Genomic DNA, 13837 nt, shown 5'->3' on the forward strand with positions numbered 1-13837 from the left:
CCGTGTTCGTACGGGCCGTTACTGCGTGACCTTCCCGATGATCACGCTGCCGGTGCCCGCGGCGGTGCCGCGCTCGTTCACGAGCTGCACGGTGCCGAAGAACTGGCGTCCCTCGGGGGCCGCGCCCGCCACCACGACGTCCGCGGCGACCTGCGCCGAGGTGCCGCTCGCCAGCTTGACGGTCTTGCTCTCGTCGACCTTCAGGGTGCCGAGCGAGGGCGCGAAGTACACGTCCTTGTAGGCGTACGTGGTCGACCCGGACGGGACGGCGTAGCCGGCCACCTGGATCGTGTACGTGCCCGCGGCCGGCTTGACCACGCTGACCGACTCGTCGGAGCTGCTGGTCGTCGACTTGGCGACCGTCTTGCCGTTCTGGTCCAGGACGTACAGGTCGAGGTCGGCGCCCTTGTCCGAGGTGCCGCCGATCGACACGTCGAGGTGCTCGACGCCCGCGCCGATGGTGACCGTGCTGGTCTGCGTCTCACCGGTCTTGATGGTGGGAGTGGCGACCTTCGCGGAGCCCAGCGAGCCACCCTTCAGCTTGCCCTCCAGGGCGGCGAAGTTGTTGGTGACCTTCCACTGCACGGGGGCCGGGGTGCCGGTCTTCGCCTCGGGCACCGTCTGGGTGGCCGGGTCGAAGGTGACGCCGAGCGCCGAGACGTCCAGCTTGAAGGAGTTGTCCAGGTACGGCGACGTACGGCGCGCCTCGACCTCGATCTCCCAGACACCGGCCTGCGGGTTGGCGTACGACCGCAGGTCGGGGCGGCAGGTGTTGGCCGGGTTGTCGTAGTTCGGGTAGCAGTTCGGCGTGCCCGTCGGGTCCACGGCCACACCGTAGGGGTGGATGGAGACGAAGCGGGTCTGGCTGCCCGAGCGCAGCGCGCCCATGCGGACTTCCAGGTTCTTCGCACCGGCCGGGACGTTCACGAAGTACGACATGGTGGAGTTGCGCTGCACCGTCGAGGACGCCGTGAAGGTGTAACCCGGGCCCGCGATCGGCGTCGCGACGACGACCGTGGCCATGATCTGCTGGTCCACGCCGACCGTCTTGGTGTCGTCGACCTGGAGGATCGCGCTGTGCACGCCGGCCGACCTCGGCTGCGCCTGCACCTTGACGGTGACGGGCTTGCCGAGCGGCAGGTTCACCTCGTCGTCGCCGACCACCTTGAACGTGCCGTCGTCGTTCTTCAGCGACAGCTTGTGCTTCACGTTCTTGTCCGGGCCCGTGGTGCGGACCACCGTGACGTCGTACGTCTTCTTCTGGCCGGCCTTCAGACCGCTCTCGCGGTCGTAGATACCGGTGCCGACGTTCGGCGTCTTCAGCGCGAAGCCGAGCGCGCTGGAGACCGGCGCGGTGACCGTGTACTCGTGCGCCGGAGCGTGCTTCTTGGCGGTCTGCTTGACCGCGTCCCAGGCGCCCACGACGTTGATGAGGCCGGCACCCTCGGAGTAGGCCTGAACTCCCTTGATGTGCTTGGCCGTTGACGTCAGCGCGGTGCGCAGATCGGCCGGCGGCAGGTCGATGCCCTGCTGCTTGGCGGCCGAGATCAGCAGCGCCGAGGCGCCGGCGGCCTGCGGGGAGGCCATCGAGGTGCCCTGGAGCATCGAGTAGCCGGCCGGCAGGTCGTAGCCCGATTCCTTGACCGGGCTGCCGGGCAGCCAGGTCTGGGTGGAGTTGATGGCCGCGCCCGGGGCGCTCAGCGTCGGCGTGAAGCCGCCGTCCTCACGCGGGCCGCGCGAGGAGAACGGCATCATCTGGTACGCCGTGGAGACGCCGGAGCCGTAGTTGGCGGCCCAGGTCTCCTTGGAGATGGCGGCGCCCACCGAGATGACGTGGTCGGCGAGGCCGGGGTCGCCGATGGTGTTGACGCCCGGGCCGTCGTTGCCGGCCGAGATGACCAGCTGGACGCCGTAGGTGTCGATGAGGCGCTTGTAGAGCTCGGCGCGCGCGTTGTTGCCGTCGTTGAGCGCCGGCAGGCCGCCGATCGACATGTTGACGATGTCGACGTGACGGTTGGTGACGAGGTCGATCATGCCCTCGGTCAGCGCGATGTTGGTGCAGCCGCCGTCCCAGTTGCAGGCGCGCGAGGAGACGAGCTTCGCGCCGGGCGCGGCCCCGCTCATCGCGCCGCCGAACAGGCCGTTGGCGGAGGTGATGCCCGCGACGTGGGTGCCGTGCTCGGACTCGATGACGCCGATGTTGACGTAGTCCGAGGTGTGCCCGGCCGCGTCGTAGACGACGTTCTTGCGGATCTCGACGGTGAACGGCACCCGCTCGACGACATCGGTGGCCGGGTTGTCGGTACCGAAGTAGCCGACCTGGTAGCCGTTCTTGTACGGCTTCATCGGAGCGTCGTCCGTGAAGTCGTTGTTGTTGTTGAGGTCCACGGTGACCGTGCCGGCGACCGGGTCGTAGAGCACGCCCCAGCTGTCGGAGGTGTCGCCGTCGCGGTTCAGGTCGCCCTTGGCGTCGCCGCCCGCGGTGACCTTCTCGGCGAAGGTGGAGAAGTCGTACGCGCCGGCCGGGGCCTTGTAGGTCTTACCGCCCGCCGTGAACACCGGCCCGGACACCGCGGTGTTGGCGCGCAGCCAGGTGCCGTCGTTGTCCTGCACCGGGTCGGTCGCGGTGACCCAGTCGACGATCTTGCGCTCGCCGGTGGTGGTCTTCTGGAGCGCCGGGTGGCCGAGGTCGACACCCGAGTCCAGGATGCCGATGGTGACCCCGCGGCCGTCCGCCTGCGGGTGCTGCTTCACGAAGTCGACCGCACCCGTCTCGAAGCTCGGGTTGTACGGGTTCTTCGCGGGGGTGTTCTTGTCCGGTGCCGGGTAGCTGCCCGAGGTGCGGAGCTGCTTGGCGGAGTTCGACGTGTCGCCCGAGGGCGTCGGGTCGTCCAGCGGGATGTCCTGCTTGAGGTCGATGCCGTGCACCGAGGGCAGCTTCGCCGCGGCCTTCAGAGCGGCCTCGGCCTTCGCCGTCGGCAGCGTCGCCCGGACGTAGCCGAGCTTGTCGTCCTGCTTGCCCACGGTCGCCCCCGCGACCGCGTGCAGTTGTTCGGCGACGGCGGAGGTGGCGCCGGGGGCGGTGGCCACCATGACGGTGACGCTCTTGTCGCCCTTGGCCTGCGCCTCGGCGAGACGCTGCTCGTCGGCCTTGCCGAGCTTGTCCTCGGCGGTCTTGGCCGGAGCGGTCTTCACCGGGGGCACGCTCGACGGGTCGTCTTTGCCGGTGGCGGCGAAGGCCGGTGCGGCGCCCGCCGTGACGAGCGCGGCCACCAGGCCGGCCGCCGCCGCTATTCGGGCCGTGCGTCTCGCCCCGGGTATGGGGCGCGGGGATTCAGTGGTCATTCAGCATCCCTGTGGAGTGGGTAAGGGCCCGGACTCGTAAGCGGTTCGCATTTCGGTACCGGATGACCGCTGAGCATTGCCTATGTGACAGTTGTTTGTGGAGAGTTGACCGTTACGTGATGTGCACATGGCACATTCCCGCCATCGCGCACAACCCGCCAGGGCGATCGGAGCGGGCCGCCACGGCCCTGGAAGCCGACAGCCCACCCGGGGAGCAGCGCCCGCCCACCCCGACCCGTAACCTCACCAAATGAACACGGAGTTGCGGGTGGCGGCCTACGCCGTATGCGTCCGGGAAACGGCAGGCGTCCAGGAGATCCTTCTGGCCCGCTGGGTGGCCCGGGACGGCACCAAGCGGTGGACGCTGCCGGGCGGCGGCATGGACCACGGCGAGGACCCCCTCGACACGGTGGTCCGCGAACTCGACGAGGAGACGGGCTATGTCGTCGAGCCGGTCCAACTCCTCGGCATCGACTCCATCAACCGGCGCTATCCGCGCAAGCTCGGCCGGTTCGCCGACTTCCAGGGGCTGCGCATCGTGTACGAGGGCCGGGTCACCGGCGGCGAGCTGCGCCACGAGACCAACGGCTCCACCGACCTCGCCGCCTGGCACCGTCTCGATGAGGTGGCCGGCCTCGACCGGGTCGAACTCGTCGACGTGGGCGTGCGGTTGTGGCGCACCCGGCCCCCCACGGGCAAGGCACACCCGGACACGGACTGAGCCGCGCCCTTCGGTCGCGGGAGGCGGGCCGTTCCCCTCCTGAAGGCCCGCCGCCCGCGACCGGGATCAGCGGGGGAGGATCACCACATAGGCGGCGGGCTCCCGCTCGGCGGCCGCCATCAGAGCGGTCCGCACCACGGCCGCCTGCTGCTCCAGGCAGTCGCGCAGTTTCTTCGGCGTGATGTGCACGACGGTGATCCCGAGCCGCTCCAGGGCCTCGCGCTTGCGGGTGCACTCCTTCCACTGCTCGGCCTCCTCCTCCTGGCCCTGCCGCGGCGCCCGGGTGTCCAGCTCCACCGCCACCGCGTGCTCGGGCCAGTACGCGTCCAGGCCCCCCAGGTGCGGCCCGCCCGGCAGCCGCAGGTCCACGTTCCACAGCGGGTCCGGCAGGCCGAACCCGCGCACCATCGTGTACAGCCGCTCCTCGGCGATGGAGCGCCCCTCGGCGAGCAGCGCGTCCACCGCGTCCACCACATGGTCCCGGGTCAGCAGCCGCGCCTGCGTCAACTCCCGCACGATCGCGGCCGGTTCGGTGTGGCCGCGGCGCACCGCCTCGGTCAGCAGACGGCGTACGGCCTCGGCGTCGTCCAGGACCGCGACCGCGTCGGCGAGGGCCCGGGGCACCGGCGCCACCGGCACCCCCGCGATCATCTCCGCGCCGGGCATCGCGTGCGCCCGCACCAACTGGACACAGCCCGTGGAGCGCAGCCGCCGGGTGCGCGGCACCAGGATGTCGATCCGGTCGAGCGAGAGCAGGGGAGGCGCCGAGGAGAACCGGTGCAGGGCGAGCGCCGCGAGCCCCGTCACGATGGCCTGTGGAGCCTCTACGGGCGCCGGCTTGCCCTGCTCCGGGATGCCCTTGGCGCGCCCGGCGGCCGGCCACCCCGCGTACAGCAGCGCGGCATGCAGCCGCTCCTCGCTGGTGGCCGGGCCCGGGTGCAGCACGTACACGCCGGGGAGCAGCTGCTGCCAGGGGCCGCCGGGACGGCACTGGGCGGCGGTGCGCGCGGCCGAAACCCCGTGCGCGCGGAGCTGGTTGGTCGAGAGCACGCGCCGCTGCACGTCGGTGAGGTGGCTCAGGGGGCGGGGGGAGAGCGGGGTGTTGTGGTTCATGCGCGGGGTTTTCCGCAGCCGGACCGCCCGCTAACCGCTGTTACAAGGCCGTCGACAAACCCGGACAAGCCCGTACTAAAGTACGGGCGTTCGAGTGCCGATCAGGGGGCCCGCTCCCGGGCCCCCCGAACGGGTGTCAGCGGCCGGCGGCCGCCGCGTCGCAGGCCTGGCCGCGCAGGGTGCGCGCCAGGTCGTCGCGGGCTTCGAGGACCAGGCGGCGCAGCGCCGGAGCGGCGCCCTCGTGCGCGGCGAGCCACGCGTCCGTCGCCGACAGCGTCGCCTCGTCGTCCTGGAGCCCGGGGAACAGGCCCTTGACGACGTCCATCCCGATCTGGATCGAACGCTCGGCCCAGACCCGCTCGATCGCCTCGAAGTACTTCGGGACGTACGGGGCGGTCAGTTCGCGCTGCGACGGCTGGGCGAAGCCCGAAATCGTCGCCTCCACCAGGGCGTTGGACAACGTGTCCGACTCCACGACCTGCGCCCAGGCCTGCGCCTTGACCGCGGCGGAGGGACGCGCGGCCAGACAGCGCACCTGGTGGCGCTTGCCGGAGGCGGTGTCGTCACGGGCCAGCTCCGCGTCGACGGCGCCCCCGTCGACGACGCCGTGCGTGGCCAGCGGTTCGAGCAGCGTCCAGCGCAGCTCCTGGTCCACCTCCAGGCCGTCGATCTTCGCCGAGCCCGCGAGCAGCCCCTGGAGCAACTGGAAGTCGGAGCCGGAGGTGGCCGTCGCCGCGAAGAAGCGGGCCCAGGTGAGCTGGTGCTGGCTGCCCGGCTCGGCGAGGCGCAGCTCGCGCAGGGCGCCCGCGGCGAGCAGCGCCCCGCCCTCGGCGCGCCAGGCCGGTGCCGCGTAGTGCGTGACCGCCGACCGGGCCCAGGCGTGCAGCATCTGGAGCACGCCGATGTCGGACTCGCGCCCCGCGTGCGCGAGGACGAGCGCCACGAAGTCACGGGCCGGCATGAGCGCGTCGCGCGTCAGGTTCCACAGCGCCGACCAGCACAGGGCACGCGCCAACGGGTCGCTGATGTCGCCGAGGTGGGCGCGCAAGGTGGCGAGCGAACCCTCGTCGAAGCGGATCTTGCAGTAGGTCAGGTCGTCGTCGTTGACCAGGATCAGATCGGGGCGCTCGCATCCGGCGAGCTCGGCCACGACGGTGCGCGGGCCCTCGACGTCCACCTCCGCGCGGGCGTAGCGCACGAGCGCGCCCGACTCGTTGCGGTACAGGCCCACCGCGACCCGGTGCGGGCGCAGCTCCGGGTGGGAGTCCGCGGCCTCCTGGATGACGGCCAGTTCGGTGACACGGTCCCCGGCGTCGTAAGTGGCCACCGGCGTAAGGGAGTTGACGCCCGCCGTCTGGAGCCAGGAGCGCGACCAGGTGGTCATGTCGCGGCCCGACACCTCTTCGAGCACCGACAGCAGATCGCCCAGGCGGGTGTTGCCGTAGGCGTGCCGCTTGAAGTACCGCCGGGCGCCTTCGAGGAAGTCGTCCCGGCCGACGTAGGCGACGAGCTGCTTGAGCACCGAGGCGCCCTTGGCGTAGGTGATCCCGTCGAAGTTGAGCTTGGCGTCCTCCAGGTCACGGATGTCGGCCGTGATCGGATGCGTGGACGGCAGCTGGTCGGCCCGGTAGGCCCACGCCTTGCGGTTGTTGGCGAAGGTCACCCAGCTGTTGGTGAAGCGGGTCGCCTCGGCCTGCGAGAAGGAGCCCATGAAGTCGGCGAAGGACTCCTTGAGCCACAGGTCGTCCCACCACACCATGGTGACCAGGTCGCCGAACCACATGTGCGCCATCTCGTGCAGGATGACGTTGGCCCGGCGCTCGTAGGCGGCCTGGGTCACCTTGCCGCGGTAGATGTACTCCTCGCGGAACGTCACCAGGCCCGGGTTCTCCATGGCGCCCAGGTTGTACTCGGGCACGAACGCCTGGTCGTACTTCCCGAACGGGTACGGGAAGTCGAAGTGGTCGTGGAAGAAGTCCAGGCCCTGCTTGGTGACCAGGAAGACGTCATCGGCGTCGAAGTGCTTGGCGAGCCCCTTGCGGCACATCGCGCCGAGCGGGATCTCCAGGGTGCGGCCGTCGTCGAAGGCGCGCGTGTAGGTGTCGGTGACGTAGTGGTAGGGGCCCGCCACCACACAGGTGATGTACGTCGAGATCGGCTCGGTCGCCGCGAAGCGCCAGACGCGGTCGGCCTCCTGGCCACCGGCGCCGTTGGACCACACCGTCCAGCCCTCGGGGGCCTGCGCCTCGAAGACGAAGGGGGCCTTGAGGTCGGGCTGTTCGAAGTTCGCGAACACCCGTCGGGAGTCGGCCGGTTCGTACTGCGTGTAGAGGTAGACCTCGCCGTCCTCCGGGTCGACGAAGCGGTGCATGCCCTCGCCGGTCCTGCTGTAGGCGCACTGCGCGTCGACCACCAGGACGTTCTCCTCGGCGAGGTCGTCCAGGGCGATCCGGTTGCCGTCGAAGACCTTCGCCGGGTCGAGCGCGCGGCCGTTGAGGCTGACCGAGGTCACCGACGGGGCGATGAGGTCGGCGAAGGTGGCGGCGCCGGGGCGGCGGGAGCGGAAGCGGATCGTGGTCAGCGACCGGAAGGTGCGGGGCCCGTCCGGGGCGTCCCCGACGGCGGACCGCAGGTCGAGAGAGACGTGGTAGCCCTCGACGGACAGCAGCTCGGCCCGCTCGCGGGCCTCGTCGCGGGACAGATTCTCACCGGGCACGGGCACTCCTTTGTGTCTCGTTCGAACGGCTTCGATCCTCCCATGCCGCCGGCTCGGTGGAAGAGCGCGGAGATGAGCGGCCGAAAAGGGCGCGGGGCGGAATGGTTTCGGCGGCCGCCGGTGTTCCGCCGTACAGACACGTGTTTTTTTGACGTTGCCCGATGCTCAGCGCCGTTGCCCGAGGAGAGACATGTCCGAGTCCGCCAAGACCCCCGTCGACTTCTGGTTCGACCCCCTCTGCCCCTGGGCGTGGATGACCTCGCGCTGGATGCTGGAGGTAGAGAAGGTCCGTGACGTCGAGGTGCGCTGGCACGTGATGAGCCTCGCCGTCCTCAACGAGGACCGCCTGGACGAACTGCCCGCGGAGTACGCCGAGAACATGCGGCCCGGCGGCAAGGCCTGGGGGCCGGTGCGCGTGGTGGTCGCGGCGCGCGAGCTGCACGGCGACGACGTCGTCGGCCCGCTCTACACCGCACTCGGCACCCGCATCCACAACGAGGGCCTCGGGGTGACCCGCGATGCCGTCGCCGCCGCGCTCAAGGACGTGGACCTGCCGGCCGACCTCATCGACTACATCGACCGGGACACCTACGACGTCCAGCTCCGGGCCTCCCACAAGGAGGGCATCGAGAAGGTCGGCCAGGACGTCGGCACCCCCGTCATCGCGGTGCCGGGCGCGGACGGCGAGCAGATCGCCTTCTTCGGCCCGGTCGTCACCCCCGCCCCCCAGGGCGAGGCCGCGGCCAAGCTGTGGGACGGCACGCTGCTGGTCGCCGCGACTCCCGGCTTCTACGAGCTCAAGCGCAGCCGCAGCAAGGGCCCGGACTTCAGCAACCTCTGACCCCTCTGCGGGGCGCCCTACGGGCGGGGCCTGCGACCCCGGGTGCCCTACCCCGGGGCTCCGCCCCAGACCCCGTTCGCGCCTGAACGGCGCTCGTCCTCAATCGCCGGACAGGCTGAAATGCCCGATGCGGGCCAGCACCAACCCGCTAGGGGCGCGGGGAACTGCGCGAGAAGCGAGCACGGTCCGCAGCCGAAACCGGGCCTTCCTGGGGCTCCGCCCCAGACCCCGTTCGCGCCTGAACGGCGCGGTGAAGGCGGCGGGCGTGCCGCGGCGTACGCGACCGGCCCCCGCGAGTCATGTCCTCGCGGGGGCCGGTCGTTCCATCCGCCCGCACGTGAAGGGTGAGAAGACGATCACGAGCAGGACGTCCGTGGCGCCTCGGACGGCGCCGGGTTCCTCAGGGGGCCAGGATCAGGTTGTTGCCGGCCTGCTTGGCGGCGGCGTAACGCTTCGCCACGTCCTGCCAGTTGACGACCCGCCACATCGCCTCGATGAAGTCGACCTTCTGGTTCTTGTACTGGAGGTAGAAGGCGTGCTCCCAGGCGTCGAAGACCAGGATCGGGGTCGAGCCCTGGCCCACGTTGCCCTGGTGGTCGTAGATCTGCTCGACCACCAGGCGGCCGCTGATCGGCTCGTAGGCGAGGACGCCCCAGCCCGAACCCTGCGTCGTCGCCGAGGCCTTGGTGAGCTGGGCCTTGAATTTGGCGAAGGAGCCGAAGGACTCGGCGATGGCGTCGGCCAGCTCGCCGGTGCCGTCCTTCTCCAGGGGCTCGCCGCCGCCGTCACCCGTCATGTTGTGCCAGTAGATCGAGTGCAGGATGTGGCCGGAGAGGTGGAACGCGAGGTTCTTCTCCAGGCCGTTGATCGCGCCCCAGGAGTCCTTGTCGCGCGCCTCGGCGAGCTGCTCCAGGGTGTCGTTCGCGCCCTTCACGTACGCCGCGTGGTGCTTGTCATGGTGCAGCTCGATGATCTCCGGGCTGATGACGGGTTCGAGCGCCGCGTAGTCGTACGGAAGTTCAGGAAGCGTGTAAATGGCCATGTCCGAGCCCTCCGACTGCTCACTGCGAATGCTTATTGCAAGCGATGTGCAAGTGCACGGTATCAGCAGCAGTACGTTCGAAGGGTGCAGGGTGGCCGCAGGAAAAAGTCCCGCGCCCGGGGCCAGGGGCCGCCGGACGCAGGACTGTTGGAGGAGAAGGGGGGAAGGGGGAGAAGGAGGAGTGGGAGGAGAGGGTCAGGCTTCGAGCGGCGCCTGCCGGCTCGTGCGCTGACGGATGTAGCCGACGATCGCGAGCGCCAGGGTGAGCCCGCCCGTGTAGTAGAGCTGGACCCGGGTGCCGTCCTCGCGGGCCATCAGCACGAAGACCACCGCCATGCCGACCAGCGCGACCCAGGTGAGCCACGGGTACAGCCACATCCGCACGACCAGCTTCGCCGGCGCCTCGCGCTCCAGGCGCCGGCGCAGCAGCAACTGGGAGACGGCGATGAAGAACCAGACGACCAGGATGATCGCGCCGATGGTGTTCAGGAGCCACTGGAAGATGTCGTCCGGGCGCCAGTAGCTCAGCAGCACGCACACGAAGCCGAAGGCCGAGGAGGTGAGCACCGCCACCCGGGGCACCCCGCCGGAGATCCTGCCCAGCACCTTGGGCCCCTGGCCGCGCGAGACGAGCGAGCCGGCCATGCGTGAGGCGCCGTAGATGTTGGCGTTCATCGCCGACAGCAGGGCGACCAGGATCACGACGTTCATGATGTGGCTCGCGGCCGGGATGCCGAGGTGGTCCAGGGTCGCGACGTAGGGGCCGTTGGTGGCGATGTCCTTGGCCGTCCACGGCAGCAGCGTCACGACGACGGCCATCGAGCCGATGTAGAAGATCGCGATCCGCCACATCGCGGTGCGCACGGCCTTCGCGACGCCCTGGACGGGGTGTTCGGACTCGGCCGCGGCGATGGTGACCGTCTCCAGGCCGCCGTACGCGAAGACGGAGGCGAGCAGTCCGACGATGAGGCCCTCGCTGCCGTTGGGCATGAAGCCGCCCTGGCCGGTGAGGTTGGTCAGGCCCGGGGCGCTGGTGTCCGGCAGGACGCCCACGATCGCGAGGACGCCGATGACCAGGAAGAGGACGATCGCGCCGATCTTCAGCGCGGCGAACCAGAACTCGAACTCGCCGAAGTTCTTCACGGCCGCCAGATTGGTGCCGCAGAACAGCAGCATGAACAGGGCCACCAGCGCCCACTCCGGCACACCCGGCAGCCAGCCGTGCACGATGCCGGCGGCGCCGATGCCCTCCAGGCCGACGGCCACGCACAGCAGGAACCAGAAGGCCCAGCCGGCGGTGAACCCGGCCCAGGGGCCCATCGCCCGCTCGGCGTGGACCGAGAAGGAGCCGGAGGCGGGGTTGGCGGCCGACATCTCGCCCAGCATGCGCATCACGAGCATGACCAGGGCGCCGGATATCGCGTAGGCCAGGATGATGGAGGGCCCGGCCGCGGCGATCGCGGTGCCGGAGCCGACGAAGAGCCCCGCGCCGATGACACCGCCGAGGGCGATCATCGACAGATGGCGCTGCTTGAGGCCATGGGAGAGCGGAGAGTCGGCCGTCAGCCGGCTGTCCTCCGGCGCGGGCGCGGTTGTCCGAGACATGGGCATGCCCTGTTCAGTAGCTGATCCACCGGGTCGGCGGGACGGAGCCCACAGTCTTAGGGCGGCCCCGCTCGGAGGGAACACCCGACCGCTATGCGGACACCCGACTCACACAGCGTGAAGGAACGCGCGCGCTTTGTTCACCTCGGCTTCACACGCGGCGCGTCCTCAACTCCCGTACCCCCGCCACCAGAAGCACCACCGCGGTGGCCCCCGCCGACCACAGCACCTGCGGCCGCGCCGTCGCGTCGAACAGCATCAGGACGAGCACCGCGGCCATCGCGGCGAGCGCGGCCCAACTGAGATACGGGAAGGCCCACATCCGTAGCGTCAGGGTCTCGGGTGCCTCGCGCTCGATGCGCCGGCGAAGCCGCACCTGTGACAGGGCGATCAGCGCCCAGACGAACAGCAGGACCGCGCCGACCGCGTTGAGCATGTAGAGGAACACCGAGTCCGGCCACTTCAGGTTCAGCAGCACCGAGACGAAGCCGAAGGCGACCGACGCCAGCACCGCACGGCGCGGGACCCCGCCCCCCGAAACCCGCAGCAGCCCCCGGGGCGCCTCGCCCCGCTCGGCGAGCGAGAAGATCATGCGCGAGGAGCCGTACAGATTGGCGTTCAGGGCGGAGAGCAGGGCCACGAACACCACGATGTTCATGATCTGGCCGGCCGACGGGATGCCGATCGAGTCGAGGACGGCGACATAGGGGCTCTGGCCCGGCTTCATCGAGGTCCACGGCAGCAGCGTGACGATGACCAGCATCGAGCCCACATAGAAGAAGAGGATGCGCCACACCGCGCTGCGCACCGCGCGCCCGACCGCGCGCACCGGGTCGTCCGACTCGGCCGCGGCGATGGTGACGACCTCAAGACCCCCGAACGCGAAGATCACCGCGAGCACCCCCGAGACGACCCCGCTCCAGCCGGCGGGCAGGAACCCGCCCCGCCCGGTCAGATTGGACAGGCCCACCGCCGAGGTGTCGGGCAGCACCCCGAAGACCGCGAGGAGCCCGAGCACCAGGAACGCGACGATCGCGAAGATCTTCAGCGCGGCGAACCAGAACTCGAACTCGCCGAAGTTCTTGACCGCGGCCAGATTGGCCCCGGTGAACACCACCATGAAGATCAGCACCCAGGCCCACTGCGGCACCCCCGGCGCCCACCCATGGGCGATCTTCGCGGCGCCGGTCGCCTCCACGGCGAGCACGACCACCAGCAGGAACCAGTAGAGCCAGCCCACGCTGAACCCGGCCCAGCGGCCGAGCGCGCGCTCCGCGTGCACCGAGAACGAGCCCGAGGCGGGCATCGCCGCCGACATCTCGCCCAGCATCCGCATCACCAGCATCGCGATCGTGCCCGCGATCAGATACGAGACGACGATGCCGGGGCCCGCCACCGCGATCCCGGCACCCGACCCCACGAAGAGCCCCGCACCGATCACCCCGCCGAGGCCGAGCATGGTCAGATGGCGCTGCTTCAGCCCGTGCGAGAGGGGCTCCGCGGGCAAGGAGTCGTGCATGGCGCTCGTAACTTTCGGTTTATGGGGAACCTACAGTCTCGCCGAGTGGCGACCCCGGGCGCAAAAGGGATACCCGAGCCCTTCGCCGTAGTGACGAGGGTCACGCCGCTCGGCGCATGAATCCCGCGCTTTGTCCGGACCCCACCAAGGCTCCAACACCCGCTTTGTGGGCGGCTGCTGGTGATCCAGCGAGATTCAGTGGGCTAACGTCACCGTGTCCCCAGCACGTACCGCCACCTCAGAACCCGCCGGAGTCCCGATGAGCACAGCGTCCGCCGCCGCCCCCCGCACCGGATCGGTCCTCGCCGACCTGCTGCCCTCCCCCAAGCTCTCGGCTTCGCTCGAGCAGGGAGGTGCCCCCACTCGCATCAAGGACATCGCGCTGGTCGTCGGCGGCGCCGCGCTCACCGGACTCGCCGCCCAGATCGCCGTGCCGGTCCCCGGCTCGCCCGTCCCGGTCACCGGGCAGACCTTCGCCGCACTGCTCGTCGGGGCGGGCCTCGGCGCGGGCCGCGGCTTCCTCTCGCTCGCGCTCTACGCCCTGGTCGGCATGGCCGGGATGCCGTGGTTCGCGAACGGCACCTCCGGTGCGGGCGGCGCCTCGTTCGGCTATGTGCTCGGCATGATGCTCGCCTCCACCGTGGTCGGCGCGCTCGCCCGTCGCGGGGCCGACCGCTCGGTGCTGGGCACCGCGGGCACGATGGTGCTCGGCTCCGCGATCATCTACGCGGTGGGCGTGCCCTACCTCGCCGCCTCCACCGGCATGTCCCTGACCGCGGCGGTCGCCGCGGGCCTGACCCCCTTCCTCCTGGGCGACGCCCTCAAGGCGGCGCTGGCGATGGGGCTGCTGCCCGCCGCGTGGAAGCTGGCCGGCCGCCGCGGCTGACCCCGGCACGCACCACAGCCAAGGGCCCGGCTCGCGCCGGGCCCTTCGC

Annotated in this window: 9 protein-coding genes; 3 read left to right on the plus strand and 6 right to left on the minus strand. The window is 70.5% G+C overall.

Annotation, left to right across the window (positions count from 1 at the left end):
* Positions 1–18 precede the first annotated feature (18 nt).
* On the minus strand, positions 19–3345 hold the full coding sequence (locus N4G70_RS01805; RefSeq protein WP_261710569.1) for a S8 family serine peptidase: 3327 nt from the start codon (positions 3343–3345) through the stop codon (positions 19–21).
* A 250-nt stretch (positions 3346–3595) separates the two neighbouring features.
* Between N4G70_RS01805 and N4G70_RS01810 the strand changes: the two genes are divergently transcribed.
* Entirely contained in the window at positions 3596–4066 is a 471-nt protein-coding gene (locus N4G70_RS01810) for an NUDIX hydrolase (RefSeq protein ID WP_261710570.1), read from the plus strand.
* Between the two features lie 66 nt (positions 4067–4132).
* Here N4G70_RS01810 and N4G70_RS01815 read toward each other — a convergent pair whose 3' ends face one another.
* Together N4G70_RS01815 and pepN are read right to left on the minus strand one after the other, a co-directional pair.
* Positions 4133–5179 (minus strand): hypothetical protein, encoded by a 1047-nt coding sequence (locus N4G70_RS01815; protein ID WP_261710571.1) that lies wholly within the window; start codon positions 5177–5179, stop codon positions 4133–4135.
* Positions 5180–5315: 136 nt separating this feature from the next.
* The gene (pepN, locus tag N4G70_RS01820; protein WP_261710572.1) at positions 5316–7895 is read right to left on the minus strand and encodes an aminopeptidase N; all 2580 of its coding nucleotides are present in this window, start codon (positions 7893–7895) and stop codon (positions 5316–5318) included.
* 190 nt (positions 7896–8085) lie between these two features.
* Between pepN and N4G70_RS01825 the strand changes: the two genes are divergently transcribed.
* Positions 8086–8736: a DsbA family protein gene (locus tag N4G70_RS01825; RefSeq protein WP_261710573.1), complete on the plus strand. Its 651-nt coding sequence runs from the start codon at positions 8086–8088 to the stop codon at positions 8734–8736.
* 400 nt (positions 8737–9136) lie between these two features.
* On the opposite strand, the gene N4G70_RS01830 is transcribed toward N4G70_RS01825, so the two are convergent.
* From N4G70_RS01830 to N4G70_RS01840, 3 genes are all read right to left on the minus strand, one after another.
* Positions 9137–9778: a superoxide dismutase gene (locus N4G70_RS01830; RefSeq protein WP_261710574.1), complete on the minus strand. Its 642-nt coding sequence runs from the start codon at positions 9776–9778 to the stop codon at positions 9137–9139.
* A gap of 195 nt (positions 9779–9973) precedes the next feature.
* Complete coding sequence (locus N4G70_RS01835) at positions 9974–11383, minus strand: amino acid permease (protein WP_261710575.1); 1410 nt, start codon at positions 11381–11383, stop codon at positions 9974–9976.
* 151 nt (positions 11384–11534) lie between these two features.
* Positions 11535–12902: an amino acid permease gene (locus tag N4G70_RS01840; protein WP_261710576.1), complete on the minus strand. Its 1368-nt coding sequence runs from the start codon at positions 12900–12902 to the stop codon at positions 11535–11537.
* A gap of 259 nt (positions 12903–13161) precedes the next feature.
* Here N4G70_RS01840 and N4G70_RS01845 point away from each other — a divergent pair, with 259 nt between their 5' ends.
* Entirely contained in the window at positions 13162–13788 is a 627-nt protein-coding gene (locus N4G70_RS01845; RefSeq protein WP_261710577.1) for a biotin transporter BioY, read from the plus strand.
* Positions 13789–13837 lie beyond the last annotated feature (49 nt).

The organism is Streptomyces sp. ASQP_92, assembly GCF_025399895.1.
In the GTDB taxonomy this organism is placed as follows: domain Bacteria; phylum Actinomycetota; class Actinomycetes; order Streptomycetales; family Streptomycetaceae; genus Streptomyces.